The 15747-nt window shown below is 52.0% G+C and carries 21 protein-coding genes; 11 read left to right on the top strand and 10 right to left on the bottom strand.

Annotated elements, in window-relative coordinates; translation table 11 throughout:
* Positions 1-160: 160 nt before the first annotated feature.
* Both CCE92_RS02825 and CCE92_RS02830 read left to right on the top strand, forming a co-directional pair.
* A complete protein-coding gene (locus CCE92_RS02825; protein ID WP_088006014.1) occupies positions 161-520 on the top strand; it encodes a VOC family protein in 360 nt (119 codons plus the stop codon).
* A 47-nt stretch (positions 521-567) separates the two neighbouring features.
* Positions 568-1131: a dihydrofolate reductase family protein gene (locus CCE92_RS02830; protein WP_088006015.1), complete on the top strand. Its 564-nt coding sequence runs from the start codon at positions 568-570 to the stop codon at positions 1129-1131.
* A gap of 51 nt (positions 1132-1182) precedes the next feature.
* Here the strand turns inward: CCE92_RS02830 and CCE92_RS02835 are convergent, their stop codons facing one another.
* From CCE92_RS02835 to CCE92_RS02845, 3 genes are read right to left on the bottom strand one after another with little or no spacing between them, the layout of a single operon-like run.
* The gene (locus tag CCE92_RS02835) at positions 1183-1557 is read right to left on the bottom strand and encodes a VOC family protein (RefSeq protein WP_088006108.1); all 375 of its coding nucleotides are present in this window, start codon (positions 1555-1557) and stop codon (positions 1183-1185) included.
* 29 nt (positions 1558-1586) lie between these two features.
* Positions 1587-2345, bottom strand: coding sequence for a creatininase family protein (locus CCE92_RS02840; RefSeq protein WP_088006016.1), 759 nt, complete (start codon positions 2343-2345; stop codon positions 1587-1589).
* Between the two features lie 23 nt (positions 2346-2368).
* Entirely contained in the window at positions 2369-2971 is a 603-nt protein-coding gene (locus CCE92_RS02845; protein ID WP_241535844.1) for a hypothetical protein, read from the bottom strand.
* A 173-nt stretch (positions 2972-3144) separates the two neighbouring features.
* On the opposite strand from CCE92_RS02845, the gene CCE92_RS02850 reads away from it, so the two are divergent.
* From CCE92_RS02850 to CCE92_RS02870, 5 genes are all read left to right on the top strand, one after another.
* Entirely contained in the window at positions 3145-3510 is a 366-nt protein-coding gene (locus CCE92_RS02850) for a hypothetical protein (RefSeq protein WP_088006018.1), read from the top strand.
* 207 nt (positions 3511-3717) lie between these two features.
* The gene (locus tag CCE92_RS02855; RefSeq protein ID WP_088006019.1) at positions 3718-4584 is read left to right on the top strand and encodes an ABC transporter permease subunit; all 867 of its coding nucleotides are present in this window, start codon (positions 3718-3720) and stop codon (positions 4582-4584) included.
* 1 nt (position 4585) lies between these two features.
* A complete protein-coding gene (locus CCE92_RS02860) occupies positions 4586-5659 on the top strand; it encodes an ABC transporter permease subunit (protein WP_088006020.1) in 1074 nt (357 codons plus the stop codon).
* A 262-nt stretch (positions 5660-5921) separates the two neighbouring features.
* On the top strand, positions 5922-6272 hold the full coding sequence (locus tag CCE92_RS02865; protein WP_088006021.1) for a type II toxin-antitoxin system RelE/ParE family toxin: 351 nt from the start codon (positions 5922-5924) through the stop codon (positions 6270-6272).
* A gap of 16 nt (positions 6273-6288) precedes the next feature.
* Positions 6289-6654, top strand: coding sequence for a helix-turn-helix domain-containing protein (locus CCE92_RS02870; protein WP_088006022.1), 366 nt, complete (start codon positions 6289-6291; stop codon positions 6652-6654).
* A 124-nt stretch (positions 6655-6778) separates the two neighbouring features.
* On the opposite strand, the gene CCE92_RS02875 is transcribed toward CCE92_RS02870, so the two are convergent.
* Positions 6779-8929, bottom strand: a complete 2151-nt coding sequence (locus tag CCE92_RS02875) for a heavy metal translocating P-type ATPase (protein ID WP_164474935.1) — start codon at positions 8927-8929, stop codon at positions 6779-6781.
* Between the two features lie 529 nt (positions 8930-9458).
* On the opposite strand from CCE92_RS02875, the gene CCE92_RS02880 reads away from it, so the two are divergent.
* Complete coding sequence (locus CCE92_RS02880; RefSeq protein ID WP_088006023.1) at positions 9459-9977, top strand: hypothetical protein; 519 nt, start codon at positions 9459-9461, stop codon at positions 9975-9977.
* 181 nt (positions 9978-10158) lie between these two features.
* Positions 10159-10560, top strand: coding sequence for a hypothetical protein (locus CCE92_RS02885; RefSeq protein WP_088006024.1), 402 nt, complete (start codon positions 10159-10161; stop codon positions 10558-10560).
* Between the two features lie 11 nt (positions 10561-10571).
* Here the strand turns inward: CCE92_RS02885 and CCE92_RS02890 are convergent, their stop codons facing one another.
* Together CCE92_RS02890 and CCE92_RS02895 are read right to left on the bottom strand one after the other, a co-directional pair.
* Positions 10572-11051, bottom strand: a complete 480-nt coding sequence (locus CCE92_RS02890) for a hypothetical protein (protein ID WP_088006025.1) — start codon at positions 11049-11051, stop codon at positions 10572-10574.
* Positions 11052-11273: 222 nt separating this feature from the next.
* Positions 11274-11834 carry a hypothetical protein gene (locus CCE92_RS02895; RefSeq protein ID WP_088006026.1) on the bottom strand — a complete coding sequence of 187 codons (561 nt, stop codon included), beginning with the start codon at positions 11832-11834 and terminating at the stop codon, positions 11274-11276.
* A gap of 120 nt (positions 11835-11954) precedes the next feature.
* On the opposite strand from CCE92_RS02895, the gene CCE92_RS02900 reads away from it, so the two are divergent.
* Positions 11955-12293: a hypothetical protein gene (locus tag CCE92_RS02900; protein WP_088006027.1), complete on the top strand. Its 339-nt coding sequence runs from the start codon at positions 11955-11957 to the stop codon at positions 12291-12293.
* A gap of 155 nt (positions 12294-12448) precedes the next feature.
* Here CCE92_RS02900 and CCE92_RS02905 read toward each other — a convergent pair whose 3' ends face one another.
* From CCE92_RS02905 to CCE92_RS02915, 3 genes are read right to left on the bottom strand one after another with little or no spacing between them, the layout of a single operon-like run.
* Positions 12449-12805, bottom strand: coding sequence for a hypothetical protein (locus CCE92_RS02905; RefSeq protein ID WP_088006028.1), 357 nt, complete (start codon positions 12803-12805; stop codon positions 12449-12451).
* A gap of 57 nt (positions 12806-12862) precedes the next feature.
* Complete coding sequence (locus tag CCE92_RS02910; RefSeq protein ID WP_088006029.1) at positions 12863-13300, bottom strand: putative periplasmic lipoprotein; 438 nt, start codon at positions 13298-13300, stop codon at positions 12863-12865.
* Between the two features lie 14 nt (positions 13301-13314).
* On the bottom strand, positions 13315-13815 hold the full coding sequence (locus tag CCE92_RS02915) for a hypothetical protein (RefSeq protein ID WP_088006030.1): 501 nt from the start codon (positions 13813-13815) through the stop codon (positions 13315-13317).
* 228 nt (positions 13816-14043) lie between these two features.
* Here CCE92_RS02915 and CCE92_RS02920 point away from each other — a divergent pair, with 228 nt between their 5' ends.
* Positions 14044-14916, top strand: a complete 873-nt coding sequence (locus CCE92_RS02920) for an alpha/beta fold hydrolase (protein WP_088006031.1) — start codon at positions 14044-14046, stop codon at positions 14914-14916.
* 133 nt (positions 14917-15049) lie between these two features.
* Here CCE92_RS02920 and CCE92_RS02925 read toward each other — a convergent pair whose 3' ends face one another.
* On the bottom strand, positions 15050-15736 hold the full coding sequence (locus CCE92_RS02925) for a hypothetical protein (protein WP_088006032.1): 687 nt from the start codon (positions 15734-15736) through the stop codon (positions 15050-15052).
* Positions 15737-15747: the final 11 nt, after the last annotated feature.

A 15747-nucleotide genomic window follows, 5' to 3' on the forward strand; every position in this document is an offset into this window, starting at 1 on the left:
GCTTTATCTCGGTCTCGCCCCCGCTTATCCCGGGCTCAAAGCCTCTTATCCGCGTCTCAAAACATTTTATCCCGGTCTCAACACTCCCCCTTATTGCCTGCCGCCCTTTTTTCCGCTACGATAAAACAAAACACACGTTCTTATTAAGGGGAGAAGATTTATGTGGAAACACATCGAATGCGTTGCTGTACATACGGAAGATATTGAAAAATCGATCCAGTTCTACGAGACGGTCGGACTGACAAAAGTATGGGATACCTTCCAGGACGCGGAACAGAAATGGCGGCTCGTCGGCATGCGGTTCCCTGCAGGCGGAGCGGAGCTTGTGCTGAAGAACAATCCGGACCTGAAATTTGCGGAAACGGAAATAATGGTCGAAGATGTAAACGAACTATATACAGCGCTGAAAACGAATCAGGAAGTCACATGGATCCGGGAGCCTTTCTCCAATGCCCTTGGTGGCCATGCCGCCGTCATGCGTGCGCCGGATGGAAATGTCTACGTGCTGGTGGGCAATTAAGCGGCGGCAGCACTGGCGAAAAAATACGAATCATGGAGGAAACCGGAATGAGCAATCAGCGAAAAGCCGTATTTTACGGTGCGGTGACAGTGGACGGATATCTTGCGCGCGACAATCACTCGCTGGACTGGCTGATCGGGACGGAAGGCGAAGAAGAAAGCACCTACCCTGAATTTATTCGGACCGTAGACACGGAGATCATGGGACGGGAAACGTATGATCAAGTGCTGATTCTTTCTCCGGACGGCATCCCCGACGACGGGAGGAAGCGATACGTGTTCTCCCGCACGCGCACAGGACAGGACAGGCCGGTGGAATTCGTGAATGACGACATCGCCGAGTTCGTCCGCAGACTGAAATCGGAACCAGGCAAGGATATCTGGATAGTCGGCGGCGGACAGATCCTTCGTCCGCTCCTGGAAGCGCAGCTCGTCGATGAATTCATCATCCAGCTTGCCCCAGCGCTCATCGGCCGCGGCATTCCGCTCTTTCCGCCCGGTGATTATGACAGCCGCCTGGAACTGACCGGCATCGGCCGGTTCGGGCAGTTTGCGGAAGTGCGGTATACGGTCAAACGGACCGGCAGCGCGGTGAACCCCGGTCACTCCTGAACGCAAAAAGCCCGAAGAGACTTACTGTTCTCTCCGGGCTCTTCTTCCTGCTCACTTCCTGTGCCACTCCAGCAGCTCGATGCGATTTCCGAAAGGATCGGCCACATAAAACCGGTCTGCGCCCGGCAAATTATTATCTTCCGTGACTTCCACACCGTGGTCCCGGCAATGGCTTTTCAGCGCTTCCAAGTTCCCGACTTCGAACGCCGGGTGCGCTTTCTTCGCCGGCACAAACGGTTCTTCCACGCCGATATGGATTTGGCAGCTGCCTGACTTGAACCAGACGCCGCCGCGCTTTCTCAGCGCTTCCGGCTTCTCCACTTCCTCGAACCCTAAAATGCCGCCAAAAAAGGCCCGTGCTTCCTCTTCGCTCCCTTTAGGGGCCGCGAGCTGCACGTGGTCCAGTGCTTTGAATACAAATGACATTCCCTCATCACCTGTCGGTTCCGCTTTTTTCATTCCATTTTCCGTCGGTACGCTTCCTCGATGAATTCCTTCAGCCCGTCGCATTTTTTATTGAGAAAAGCGGTCCAAAACGCTTCCCCTTTTTCCGCCAGTTCCTCTTTTGTATACTCGCCGGCTGTGAACTTCCCCCAGTTGCCGCTGCCGTTTTCCGTCAGTTTCTCCCACGGGACCGCATCGATGAATTTGAGGTGTTCATCCGGCACATCCGACCCCATCGATTCCAGCGTCATGAGCTCCGGACACAGCCACATCGCCGTGCAGACGGACAGAAGGCCCCCGTGCATTTCCTTCAGCTCTTCCAGTCCGGCCGCTTTCTTCCCGGCCGCCTGCGCTTCCCGGTCCCGGTAGTGCAGCGCCGCAACCAGCATGTCCGGATACTTGTAGTTCATCTGCTTCACGAACGCCGGCTCCCAGTACGCGCCGCCGTGCCCGTTGCAGATCACGAATTTCCGGAACCCCTGCCGGTTCAGGTTCACCACCACTTCTTCCAATAAACTCATAATCACCGCGGGACTGATGGTGACCGTCCCCTTGAGACTGGCGTGCTCTTCCGACGTATTGAACGGCAGGATGGGCAGCACATAGGCGCCGAGCGCTTTCCCGTAAGCTTCCGCGCATTGCCCGACAATCAGCGAATCGATGTGCATCGGCAGATGAGGGCCGAATTGCTCGGTCGCGCCGATTGGGATGACCGCCGTATCCGTCCCGCTCGCCTTCACATCCGCCGTGGAATTCCTGTAGCTCAGCATCGTATCCCTCCAATTCCAATCCTCTACAGCTCGACTTCGAACCCCGTCGGTTTCTGATAGGGCGTTTCAACTTCCCTGAAAATCAGCCGGTATCCGGAACCGTCTTCCGGCAGCGCCGGTGAAACGACGTACGTGTACGCGAAATGCCCTTGGGAACCGCTTCCTCCGTCGTTCCGGCAATCATATTCCCTTCCTTCCGACTGCACTTCCAAATTAAAGAAGGTATGCTCCCTTTCATGCGGTCCTGCCGCTTCATCCGGCAGCACCCGGTCCATATGGAAGTGGACGACGCTCGCATTTTCGAACTGGCGGATGAACGGGACCGAAAAGAACGATTCCCCTTTCTCGAACGACTTCATGACCGGCAAGTTCCCGACAAACCCTTTCGGCTCGACGACCGGCCGGTACGCCTCTTCATTCAAAAGATGGGCAAAGATGCTGTTCAGGAAATCCGGATAAAAGCCGTAGGTTTCCGCCCATTCCCCGATATACCCGGGCGAAGGGAACCCCGAACTTCCGGCCGCCTGGTCCTTCCGCTGCCGGATCAGGCGGCAGAGTTCTTCATCGATGGGAGCCACCCTCTCATCATAATAATCGGTCGGTGGTATGAATCTATGCCGCTTCACGCTGTTCGCCTCCTTTATTCCCATCGTACCACTCCGGCGAATGTAAATGGTATCGATTTACAGCTACTTCCTGATTAGTCTGAATTTACGGTATAATAAATAAAAAAAGAAACCTGGGCACTGACAGTGGAAATGAAAATCAATTATAACCTTACTGAAAAGAAGGTGATCGTATGAACCGGACAATCAGAAGCCTTTTCCTTTTGATGCTGGCCGCTGTGCTGCTGAGCGGATGTGCCGAACCGGAAGAGGGCCGATTCGCGCCGCCGCAGCTGCTGTCCTCTGAAGAAGGCGAGTACAGCATTCTTCTGATCGTCGATGAAACGGTATCGACAGAAGAAAGAAGCGAGATCATCGATCAGGTGGTCAGCACAGCGACAGTCCGCGGCATTCTCGATGAAGCGACCATCGCGAAACCATCGGAGTACGAAAGCTTAGCCATTGAGGAAACACCTGCCGTGCTGATCATGGATACGGAAGAAATTGTGCTGCAGACGACCGATATGGAGGAAGCCGAGGCGTTTCTGGCTGATCAGTAACAGGGGGAATGCAGATGAATCGTTTTTCGAGGGAATATATTCTTGCCATAAATGATCACCGATTCACTTGCAGATAGGTAGCATACTAAGTTGGATTTCCTTTTACTGTTATCCCTAATTTGTGCAATAATGATTTTATACATATTTTTCCTTTAAAAACATACAAAAGGATTTCTCCTCATTAATATAAACTGAAGGAGGATTGATGTGAAAGAACTGCTGTCAATTCCGATTAAATTTCTGTTCGTCTCGATCGGCTTGATTTTATTGAGTGCTTTAACCGGCTTGTTCCGCGGCGGCGCACGCCCCGAATGGGAACTCTATACCGAACAGGTCCGGTCCATTCTCGTCGCGTTCGTACATCCGGAGAAACTGACGGTCACCACATTGTCCGGGAAAGAGTATCCCTTTTTTCAGGATTTCTGGGACGTCTACAGTTATTCGCTGGCCATTTTCCTGCCGGCACTGTTCCTTTCCCTGTTTCTCAGCCTGCTGCTCACTTACCTGACGATTCTTCTTCCCGACGGAATCCGGAGGCGCATCACCCGGACGGCGGCGCTGCTCGAATCCACACCGGACCTCCTCATCATCATGATCATCCAGGGAGGGGCGCTTTACATCATGCGGGAGACCGGCGTCCTGCTGTTTTCGGTCGCTGCCACCGCGTCGGATCCCACTTACATCCTGCCGATCATCGCGCTGTCGCTCATCCCGTCGCTCATGTTCTACAAAGTCACACTTTACCTCGTCAATGACGAGTTCAAGGAGCCGTACATCGATCTGATCCGGAGCAAAGGGTTTACGGAGAGTTATATTTTCTACCGGCATATCCTTCGCAATATCGCGCCGAGCCTCTTCACCCACAGCAAAGCGATTCTGCTTCTGCTGCTGTCGTCCATGGTCATATTCGAGCGCATCTTCAACATCCCGGGTATTTTTACATACTTGATCCGCTTTCCGGAACCGGATGTGATCGCTGTTTCGCTGATTGCATTTTACGTGCCGATTTTCTTACTCTACGCCATTGTCACCGGACTCATCGGCCGGTCGACCGGCCAGCGATTGGAGTGGTGAGATGACGATCATCCAGCAACTGTTCAGGAAAAAATTGTTCCTCGCCGGCTTCACGGCGGTCACGTTACTGTTTTTGAGCAGCATGGGCTATTATCTGTTCTTCGGAGATCATATCCCGCATGTCCCACTTCAATTCGAGAACGGCGATCCGCTGCCGCCACCCTACGACGGCACTGTTTTTCCGCCGCTCGGTTCGGATACGTTCGGACGGAACGTCGCTTTCGTCCTGTTCACCGGCGCGAAGTACACCATCCTGGCGGGAATCGTGATCGCGTTCGTCCGGGTCGTCCCTGCTGTATTCGTCGCTATCGGCCTCCATTACTTTGTGCCGTTTCTGCAGAAGCCGCTGAAAAATGCCGCGGACGCCATCAATTACTTTCCGATGACGCTGTTCGCATTCCTGCTGCTTTACTGGATCCGGCCGACCGCCGTCATGGATACGTCGACGGGCGTGCTCACCAGGAATCCGGGACCCGACATGTGGCCAGCGGTGTTCATCTACATCGCGGTTCTGTCGGTCGTCTTCATTCCCGCCAACGCGGTCCTGATCGCCAATGAAATGAAGCGGATCTACAAAAAGGAATTCATCGCCAGCTCCATTACCCTTGGCGCCGGGAAATGGCGCATCCTGACCCGTCACATGAAACCGTTCATCGTCCCGCAAGTCTTTCTGGTCGGCATGCGGGAATTCATCCAGACGCTTCTCCTCATGGCCCATCTCGGTGTGCTGGCTATCTTCATCGGCGGCGTCACCTCAAAACAAGATCTGTTCGGAATCGGCCGGGAAATTTCCGTCTCGAATGAGTGGAGCGGCCTGCTCGGCATGTGGTGGGATTACCTGTATACGACCTACCCCTGGCTTTCCGCCTTGCCGATCATCATGCTCACCCTGCTCATTTTCGCGGTGAAATGCATGGTCGTGAGTCTGGAAGCTGTCCTTGCGGAAGAAGCGGTAACACGGGATGCTATGGAATCGGATGAAAAAGAGGACGAGCCGGCTGGCCAATTGGCGGACAGCCGGCCGCCGTTTCAGCTGCTTCCTGCGAAACCGGCGGAGTCACGGAAACATTATTGAGCTCAAAAATAAACCCAGCCTCCTTGACAGCAAGGGGCTGGGTTTTCAGTTGTTTTAAACCGTTTGTATAGAGTACGCTTTTGCGAGCGGATTTCACTTTTAGCACTCAGAGAATGTACTGTCTCCATTTTGTTACTGTAAGCATATTACCAAAGCCACCCCTTGATTACTACGATATAATCGTATAAAATGAATCTATACAAGTCACGGAATTGGAGCGGGAAGAGCGGGAAAACGAAAGTACAATGAAGATGTCAAACTGGTGTTTATTTATACAGAAGCTTTCAATAAAATCTGGGAACATTACGGATTATCGGAAAAAGATAAAGAGAGATTTGAAAGACAAGTCCGGGAATACGAAGAAAATAACACGGATCCAAGTAACGTCTTGGGAGATATCATTGCTGATACTGGAGGCGCCATAAAACTTCGATTTGACAGTTCGAGTGACAATGTCGGGAAAAGTGGCGGATATCGAATCATTTATTGCAAGTATGGTCGACGAGTCTATGCAATGCTGCTTATTTATAAGAAATCAGATATAGAAACACTTACTGATAGGGAAAAAAGCATTATCAAAAACAGAGTGAAAGAATTGAAGCGAAATAAGTAAGAGGGCGGTGTTTAGAATGAATTCAAACAAAATGGATTTTGAAAACTTACTTGAAGAGAGTGTCAGTCAGTTAAATCAGTATGCCGAGGGCAATACAGAACACGTCGAGGTCGTTACTTATAGACTGCGCGATCTTCCCCAAATCGATCTTACCTCCATCAAAGAACTAAGAAAAGATCTCGGTGCTACTCAAAAAACGTTTGGCGATGTTCTCGGTGTATCAACACGCACAGTAGAGGCGTGGGAAATTGGACGTTCTTTCCCTAACGGATCTGCAGCAAGATTAATGCAGCTTATGTTGGATAACCCCTCTATTAAACAATCTTTTAAACAGACGATTAAAAATGAAAAACTAGTGAAAAGAGAAAAATCGCTCAGCTGAACACAATAAACTGAACTTCAATAATAGTTGAGTTTGACCTCCATCACTCGTATGTTCTCTTTATGCCAAAAAGGTCCGCTGGAAAGAAAACTCTTACCAGCGGACCTTTTCTTGTCTGTATCTCTTATGCCTTCAACAACTTCGCATTTATCGCCACAATGATCGTACTCAGACTCATGAAAACCGCACCGATGGCGGGGCTTACCACTATTCCCCAAGGCGCTAATACGCCGGCAGCCAACGGAATGGCAAAGATATTATAGCCGGTCGCCCACCACAGGTTCTGGACCATTTTCCGGTACGTCTTTTTCGAAAGGTCGATCAGGGCTACGACGTCATTCGGATTGCTTTTCACGAGCACGACATCGGCTGTTTCCATCGCCACATCCGTACCTGTCCCTATGGCGATCCCCAAGTCAGCGGTCGCCAGCGCCGGCGCATCGTTCACGCCGTCCCCTGTCATCGCGACTCTCCAGCCTTTTGCTTTGATGTTCTTGATCTGGCTGGCTTTGTCATCCGGCAGCACTTCAGCGTACACGTCATCAATATCCAGTTGCGCCGCCACCCAGTTGGCCACCTTTTTGTTATCGCCTGTCAGCATAATCGACTGGATGCCTTTCGCTTTCAGGGCGGTCACGGCCTCTTTTGCGGCATCCCGCACAATATCCGCCAAGGCGACCATTCCGGCAAGGCGGTCTTCCACGAGGACGAAGACGACCGTCTTCCCTTCTTCCGATAATTTATTGAATAAACCCCGGTCATAACTCAGTTTATGGCTTTCCACATAACCCGGACTGACCACGTTCACTTTTCGGCCATCCACTTTGCCCTCGATGCCTTTGCCTGTGATGGATTCAAAATCGGTGGCCCGGCCAATGGGGATGCCTTTTTCTTTGGCAGAGGCGACGATGCCTGCCGCAATCGGGTGTTCGGAGTTCTGCTCGATAGCTGCTGCCAGCTGCAGCACTTCTTCGTCGGTGTAATGGCTTTCGGAAACGATGTCCGTGACACCGAACTCACCTTTCGTCAGTGTTCCGGTTTTATCAAACACGACCGCATTCAGATTCCGTGCGCCCTCAAAATCCGCCCGGTTCCGGATCAGCAGCCCCTGTTTGGCCGAAATCGAAGTGGAGACGGCGACGACCAGCGGGGCGGCGAGCCCTAAAGCATGCGGGCACGTGATGACCATGACCGTCACCATCCGTTCAATGGCGACATCGAACGGATAGCCGAGTGCCAGCCAGGCGAACAGCGTGGTGAATCCGGCGACGAGCGCCAGATAGAATAACCATTTGGCCGCACGGTTTGTCAGGTCCTGCGTTCGGGACTTCGATTCCTGGGCTTCTTTCACCATGGTGATCACTTGGGACAAATAAGATTCTTCCCCTGTTTTCTCGACTTCGATGATAAGGGAACCTTCTTTATTCACAGATCCGCCGATGACTTCACTGCCCGCTTCTTTTTCAACCGGGATGGATTCACCTGTCAGCATCGATTCGTCGATCGCCGACTTCCCTTCCGCAATGATGCCATCGACCGGAATCTTCTCACCCGGTTTCACGAGCACCCGGTCTTTATTCCGGATATCAGCCAGCGGCACGTCCGTGACATTGCCGTGTTCATCCAGTTTATGGGCTTCGCTCGGCATCAGTTTCACCAGCTGCTCCAGTGCATTGGAGGCGCCCATAATGGAACGCATTTCAATCCAGTGCCCCAGCAGCATGATGACCACCAGTGTGGCGAGTTCCCAGAACAGCTGATTGCCATTCCAGCCGAAAACGACCAGGGTACTGTAACCGTAAGCGATGGAAATCGCCAGCGCGATCAGCGTCATCATGCCCGGATTTCTGTCTTTCAGCTCTGCGATCCCCCCGGTCAGGAACGGCCAGCCGCCATAAAAGAAGACGACAGTGGATAAGGCAAACAAAATATACAGGTCATTGTCGAACCGCCAGTCGACGCCCATGAAATGCTGGATCATCGGCGACAGCGCGAGAATCGGGAGAGTGAGGATCAGGGAAATATAGAAGCGTTTCTTGAAATCCGCCACCATGTCTCCGTGACCGTGATGTCCGTGACCGCCGTGGCTTCCATGGCCAGCAGCTGCGTGTTTGTCGTGACCTTCATGCCCATGGTATGCGTGTTCTTCGTGATTTGTATGACCATGCTGTTCCTGCTCTTCCTGCACAGTCGATTCATTGTAATGCCGAGGCTCTGGATCGCTGCTGTGGTGCGCATGGTCGTGATAATGGAGATTGCCTTCATGCTTTGTCATTAGATTCACCCCTTAAATAGATTTTTTCATAGCCGTGGACGCTCTCGATTCTATTCCGTTGGAGTTCGCCTTGCTTTTGGCTCTCCTCTTAAGTTGTTTCACCTTCGTCCCATTACGCCTTCAGCCTCCTCTGCAGTCATCCTCCCTTTTATACCACTGGGGGGTATGTAAAATTTAAAAATAAAAAGCCTTGCTTCGATACTTTTTCTACACTGTATTCTTGTCTCCGATGGTTTCTATAATTACGCTTAATTATATACCCTATACCCGTATATTATAAAGAATATTCGAGAATGTCAACGCAATTGATTTTTTGAATTTTTGCTCCGGTAAGCGCGGCCGATTTTCTTTACGTCCATTCGCCGGCCGCTCCGGATTCCGTTTAAAGGCTATAGGATGGCTGTTCAGCAGGGGATCCGATTCATCTCAATAAAACCTGTAACTTTTTGGATGCTGAACCGACTAACTCATTAACAGTGCCGCTGATCCAACGAGGGAAAATAAAGTCGCTATGGGAGGAGGAAAAGGGATGAAGAGAATGATGGCTGTGCTGGTCTTGCTTTCACTTGTTTTATTGCCGACGAGAGGTCTCGCGCTGTCGTGCGTGGAACCGCCTCCGCCCGATCTCGCTTTCGAAGAGTATGATGGCGTGGTGATCGGGACGGTGACAGGCATCCGGGAGGGCAACCGGGAGCGGATGCTGATGGTCGATGTGGAAACGAGCTTCAAGGGCGTCGATAAAGAGATTATTGTCGTTGAAGAGGACGCTGAATGGGGACGCAGCCGGCTGAATGCGGAATACCTGTATTATCTCCGGGAAGAAGGCGGCGACTGGGTGCACCCGCTTTGCTCGCCGACCACGCAGGATACGGCGATCGCAGAGGAGTACTACGGAGATAAAGAGGAAATCCCGCTGGAGGATGTCGATCCCGCAGACCTCCATACTGCCGGCATTCAGTCGGAGGGGATGCTGTTCTTTGGCAGTGTGGCAGTGTTTTTCACTATGATCGCGGTGGGGTTCCTTGTCTTCAAGCGGAAGAAGACCTGACATGGCTCTTAATCCGAGAGCACATGGCAGGTCCTCTTCTGTGCATTTTGGAATCAAACAGATAAGGGGAAAAGCAATCGAACATTGCTTCCTTTCCTGTTCTAAGCCGTAATTTTGTTCAAACAGGATATGGCTGTTTCGATAACCGCGTTAAAGAGAACACGAAGAAAGGGTGAAGAATTTGGGGAAATTCGCGGTGGCACCATCTCTCGTGTTACTTTTGGTTTTGCTGACTGCCTGCCGTCCGGATACAGCCGCGTTTTCCGATTTTTACGGAAAGGAAGCTGAAAGTGTCACGGAAATAGCAATCATCGATGGCCGCACCGGCGAAGAAGTCCGCTCCAGTGATTCTGAAGTGATTGACGCTTTCATGAATGACATTGAAGACATCCAGTTCATCCCGGAACAAAACCAGGAAGCTCGGGAAGGTTATCTATACGCAGTTGAACTGTATGAAGGCGATGAAGAGACATTCCGGTTCACACCAAGCTCCGTGAATGATGTTTACTATTCCACAAAACCTGATATTCAGCCCATCATTGAAAACTATTATTATTTGCTCAGCGACCGGTCTGCCGAGTGAAAAAACTTATTTTACTGATAAGCCCCTGAACCGTATCCTGCACAGAATGCACCAATATGAGCACATTCATTTACTTCTTCCGCCCATTTCTGGAACTGCTGTTTATAGGCGGATAAATTCTCTTCCAATGCTTTCACTTCGCTGATTTTTCCAGTCCTTTGGAATTCCACAATCGCTTCTATACTATTCGAACGGTATTCCGCCAGCTTGCTTAATTCAGTTTCCGGCATCCCCACATCCACCAAAGGGCTTATTCCTATTATCCATTCATTTTTATCCTCAAGAAAAGCTTGTAAATCTCCGTCTCCATCCACCAAGGACTTTTCAAGCGTCAGAATTTGTTCCATCATTTGAAATTCACTCCGTACTCCTGAATGGAAATCATAGTAATTCTCACCGACTTCCAATTGATAATCGCTTTTCAGGTCGCTGTAAGCAATCCACAGAATCCCGAACGATAGCATTAAAACAATTGACACTGCCCATCCCATCCGAGCCCCTACCATAGACTTCCCCTCGCTTCTTTATGTATAAAATACTGTTTCGCTGTGTTTGATTGGAATCCCTTCTCTCGGATGCCGATTGCCGAGTGGACAGGCTCTGCGAGGCGATGCCGGATTCAAGGACGGTATAAGGGCAGCCAGATCAACATATTCCCGCACTGCCGGTTCTTTATGGAAATCAAGGAAGGAGCCGCCCCTTGAGCATCTGAGCTAAATATCCGCGCCTTCTATTACTGTCCCGATGATATCAAACGCTTTTTCGCGAGTGAGTTCCTCGTTCAAAGCGAATTCGATCGAATACGAACCCTCTGCTGTATTGAAAAAAGCCGCCAGGAACTCTTTTCCGTTATCTTCCGCTTCCATATACCGAACGTCCACTCCATTGATTTCGACCGTTTCTGTGCTTCCGTCACCGCTCATCGCTTCGAAACCGTCATAGCCGATCCGGAACAGAAATGGTTCCCCTTCGTAAATCCCATACAGAACTTCCGACCCGACCGCCTCTTCATGATTGGCAATATACTCGTCACTTTTCAACTCGCCCTTTTCGCCTGAATACGTCACCAACAATTCCTTTGTGCCGGCCAGCGGCACAGTCTGGATCTCCGCAGAAGTAATCGGATACTCCTCGAACTCCGGGATGAAAACCTCCGTCCCGAGTTCTTCATCCACCTGATCTTCGAAACTGTCGACCACTCCGGAACCTTCGGAAGAACACGCACCGGCAATGAGCAACGGAACCAAGAACAGTAAACCGTTTCTTTTCTTCAATTGGTCGCCCTCCCGCTCTGAGTTTTTGTTATATACACCAAAAAGATAAGCAATTGCTATCCAGTTTACCATTTTCTTGTATAATTAATGGAAATTAGACGAATAAGGAGGTATGGGACTGTGGCAAAGAATATCGTGATAGCTGTTCTGGTTTCTATTATCCTTCTCTTATTAGCAAAGAATTATTTCTGGCAGCCTTACTCGCTGGATTCCACGATAACTGGCACAATCGAAGAAATCAGAGTGGATGAAAAATTTCTCTTTGATAATGAATTTATTGTGATTACAGGAAAAGGAGAGCAGAGAGGCAGCAGTGAAGCCGTTTATGAGATTCCTGTAAGCGACAGTGATTCATACGAAGCCGGGCAGAAGGTTCAGGTTGCGATTTATAGCAACATAGATAAAGACCTTTGGGATTTAGATCATATGAAATTTGAAGTCGTGGTACTGGAAGAATGAGTTCCATCTGTCAATTGCCTCAGAAGCATTGTACGCGTCACAGAATGTCTGTTCTTGCCCTTGGGTCAGCACGGCGGACTTCCCGGTCTTTTCATCGACAATGATGCCCGGACCGTTCATCCCTTTATATGGCATTCATCTTCAAGGACAACGCATCATGCCCCCGGCAAAAATCCGACCACTTCGTTCGTCTCCTTGTCCACGAGAAAATGAGTGACCGATGCAACCGGCTCTCCTTCTTCCGGGAATGTGATCAGCAACACTTCCTCACCTTCAAAGCTGGCATCCACATATTCGTAATAGTCCGGCGCCACAATCCTCTCCACCGCAGCCGTTTCCCACGATGATTCGTCCAGTGTCCCGGCCCAGCCCATTTCCTGCACAAAATTCCAGGCGGCTTGGCGGGCCTCTCTGTGTTCAGCAGTCTCTTCTGCTGTCTGCTCCGGACTGCATCCAGCCATTATCCACAGTGATAACAGAAGCACCCCTGCTGATTTCAGTTTATTTGACATGACAGAAGCCTCCTCCTGTGCTTCTCCGAGCCAGCCTTTCCACTTCCACTCCCCGTCTCATTCGGCGGTTCCGGTCTCAGCATCCGAATCTTCAAAAGGGTCCTCAGAAGCATTGTACGCGTCATGGAATGTCTGTTCTTGCCCTTGTGTCAGCACGGCGGACTTCCCGGTCTTTTCATCGACGATGATGCCCGGACCGTCCATCCCTTTATAGGTCAGCCAGACACCGTAATCGTCCAGCCGCTCGGGCATATTTTCGTCCACTTCAGTGAACAGCGTCACTTCATAATCGGGCGGTTCATCCCCCAATTCCGGATCTTCTTCGGTCCACTCCGTTTCCGTGACGATCTCCTCAATTTCGCTGATATACGTTTCATCGATGACCACTGCGGTCTCCCCGGTCCTGACTTCCGTCACCGTGATCCGCGTTACGTCTTCTCCCGAACATGCCGCAAGCAGAGTGCCCATCAAAATGATTGCCAGCCATTTTTTCATCTGGTCCTCCTCGATCATCCGGCTTCGGCCGTGCGCTGGACGTGCCCGCTCAACGCCTGTTCCCACGCTTCCACAGCGTCATTTCTCAGTTCTTCCAAGTGCTGCAGTTTCCAGTCCCCGTTCCTCTCTGCGAACATCAAGTTCACATTTTCTCTTACGGTTTGTCCTCCATCCATTTCGATGATCAAATCGACTGTCGCTTTCAGAATGCCGTCATCCCTTTCGATCGACAGGTCTTCGTAACCTGCCAAAGAGATGCCTTCCTCCTCCAGCGCGCGGATCCGCTCGATCCAGAGCGCTTTCCCTTGCGCTTGGCTGATCGACGGTTCCACATCCGTCGGCCCATCGAAGAAGTAGACGTATTCCGCCGCTTCTGCGTACTCACCTTCAATGGCGTGGTCAAAAACACCTTTTGCCGCTTCGGCAATCTGATAGCGGTCAGTCCGGGGGTAAGCGAACGCCGCTAATATCACAATGACGGCAATCAGCGCGACGATTCCTGCGATTTTCCTCATGCCGGCTCCCTCCTTTTTCACTTCCCGCAATCCGTCTATGAGCGATCTTGTTTTATTCGACGGAATTGTCTGTCATTAAGTTACAGTTTAACATACATGCTGGAGGAAAACGGGGTTTATTCCATGTAATTCCCATTTTCCAGCTAGAGACACCAGTAGGCTTCCGTGCTATTCTGAAACTAATAAAGGAGGCGACCCGCCTTCATTTCCGGACAGGAGCGGAACAAGATGAAGACCAATCAGAACGGAACCGTTTTTTATGAGCATGGCCATCCCGAATCGCCCGCGCTTGTCTGCCTGCATGGTCTCGCGGGCAGCAGCCGCTACAGTTTCTCTTCGCTCATCCGGCAGTTAGAAGATGACTTCCAGCTGTTTTTATTCGACAGCCCGGGGCACGGCGGCACACCTCCTTTCAGCGAGCCGGAGGCATACCGCTTCTCTTCACTCGCCGGCTGGTACGAGGAGCTTTTCGCCCGCTGCGTCCCCGGCAGTTTCTTTCTGCTTGGCCATTCATGGGGAGCGGATGTCGCGCTGCATTATGCGAGCCGCTATCCCGACCGGGTAGAGGGACTGATCCTGCTGGACGGAGCGTTCACGTTCCCGCACAACCAGCCGGAAATGACGCGGAAAACCGCGCTGGAAGGCTGGGCGGACTATATGGACAGCGCCGTCTATCCGGACTGGGATGCCGTGATGGCTGACTTCAGACAGTACACGGTCAAGTGGAACCGCGACAGGGAGGCTGACGTAAAGTCATTGTTCGAGGAGACGGAAGGGGGACTCAGGCTGACCGTGCCGAAACAGGCGGTGCTCGCCATCATCGAAGCGTTTTTCGACGAACCGTTCACCGATGCCTACCCGCGCCTCAGCATGCCGGTCCTGCTGCTCCATGCGGAAGAACCGCGGGAGCTGGATGCGGCGAGAGCATCCGGCATCACCCAGATGGAAGCGGCCATACCGGACGTCACCATCCAAAGAATCGAAGGAGCCGGCCACTTGCTCATGTGGGACGCGCCGGAGGAGACAGCGGAAAAAATCAGCCGATGGACCAAAATGAAAGAAGGCCCCGCCGAGTCACAGAACCCGCTTCATCAAGACTGAACCGCATGCCCACCTGGCAGGCTTCCACGAACCGGGCCTGACATAACAAAAAGACATCCGCAAAGGCCTTCACCTTGCGGACGTCTTTTTATGCTGCGGCGATTTTCCGATAGTCCGGCTGGATCCAGCACGTTCACCCGGCGCCTGCCGCTGACGCTTTTTCTTCATACCAGGAACAGGAGCGGATGTATGCGAGTGTCCAGTCGCGGGCTTGCCCTGGAGCCCGTCCGGAGAGAAGCCGCTCCAGCCGGCTCCCGACTTCCGGCAGTCCGTACATGCCGTCCAGATAGTTGATGAAGACGGCGCCGTCCGCGTCCTCCGCAGTCAGCCTGGCCGAATCGATCCACAGTTCCCGGAACAGCTTCTCCTGCAGTTCGTCCGTGCGAGGCGGCAGCATCCGTCCGTCCAGCAGCGCGGCATCCACGACGATGCGGGCGGATGCCGGCCCTTCCGACGCCATCGCTGCCGCCCGGAAGATGGCCGGCCCGCAAAAGAAAGCACCTTGCTGCGCACACAGGCCCGCCGTCAGTCCGCCGCCTGCCAAAATCCCTTCCTCCGCCAGCGTCCGCTGGATGAAAGTCAGCGCGGTGATCATATCGAACAAGTCGAACCGGCTTTCATACGGCCGGCTCAGCACATAGCTGTCCGGAGACTGCGCAATTTCGATCGGCACGTGATCCCGGTTCCGGTTATTCCGTTTGTGGCGGATGAACCGGTCAATCTGGCGCCTGGCCCGGCAGCCGTCACCTTGCCCTCCTCCGTCCCCCAGCACATTGACGCACGCAGCAAGACGAACCCCATAACTCGTGATCGCTTCCATTCCGCTCGCCC

This window comes from Indiicoccus explosivorum (assembly GCF_002167005.1).
Classification (GTDB): domain Bacteria; phylum Bacillota; class Bacilli; order Bacillales_A; family Planococcaceae; genus Indiicoccus; species Indiicoccus explosivorum.

Coding starts and splice junctions, on each gene's coding strand:
- CCE92_RS02825 (WP_088006014.1), top strand. CDS start 161: ATGTGGAAACACATCGAATGCGTTGCTGTACATACGGAAGATATTGAA.
- CCE92_RS02830 (WP_088006015.1), top strand. CDS start 568: ATGAGCAATCAGCGAAAAGCCGTATTTTACGGTGCGGTGACAGTGGAC.
- CCE92_RS02835 (WP_088006108.1), bottom strand. CDS start 1,557: ATGTCATTTGTATTCAAAGCACTGGACCACGTGCAGCTCGCGGCCCCT.
- CCE92_RS02840 (WP_088006016.1), bottom strand. CDS start 2,345: ATGCTGAGCTACAGGAATTCCACGGCGGATGTGAAGGCGAGCGGGACG.
- CCE92_RS02850 (WP_088006018.1), top strand. CDS start 3,145: ATGAACCGGACAATCAGAAGCCTTTTCCTTTTGATGCTGGCCGCTGTG.
- CCE92_RS02860 (WP_088006020.1), top strand. CDS start 4,586: ATGACGATCATCCAGCAACTGTTCAGGAAAAAATTGTTCCTCGCCGGC.
- CCE92_RS02870 (WP_088006022.1), top strand. CDS start 6,289: ATGAATTCAAACAAAATGGATTTTGAAAACTTACTTGAAGAGAGTGTC.
- CCE92_RS02875 (WP_164474935.1), bottom strand. CDS start 8,929: ATGACAAAGCATGAAGGCAATCTCCATTATCACGACCATGCGCACCAC.
- CCE92_RS02880 (WP_088006023.1), top strand. CDS start 9,459: ATGAAGAGAATGATGGCTGTGCTGGTCTTGCTTTCACTTGTTTTATTG.
- CCE92_RS02890 (WP_088006025.1), bottom strand. CDS start 11,051: ATGGGATGGGCAGTGTCAATTGTTTTAATGCTATCGTTCGGGATTCTG.
- CCE92_RS02905 (WP_088006028.1), bottom strand. CDS start 12,805: ATGTCAAATAAACTGAAATCAGCAGGGGTGCTTCTGTTATCACTGTGG.
- CCE92_RS02910 (WP_088006029.1), bottom strand. CDS start 13,300: ATGAAAAAATGGCTGGCAATCATTTTGATGGGCACTCTGCTTGCGGCA.
- CCE92_RS02915 (WP_088006030.1), bottom strand. CDS start 13,815: ATGAGGAAAATCGCAGGAATCGTCGCGCTGATTGCCGTCATTGTGATA.
- CCE92_RS02920 (WP_088006031.1), top strand. CDS start 14,044: ATGAAGACCAATCAGAACGGAACCGTTTTTTATGAGCATGGCCATCCC.
- CCE92_RS02925 (WP_088006032.1), bottom strand. CDS start 15,736: ATGGAAGCGATCACGAGTTATGGGGTTCGTCTTGCTGCGTGCGTCAAT.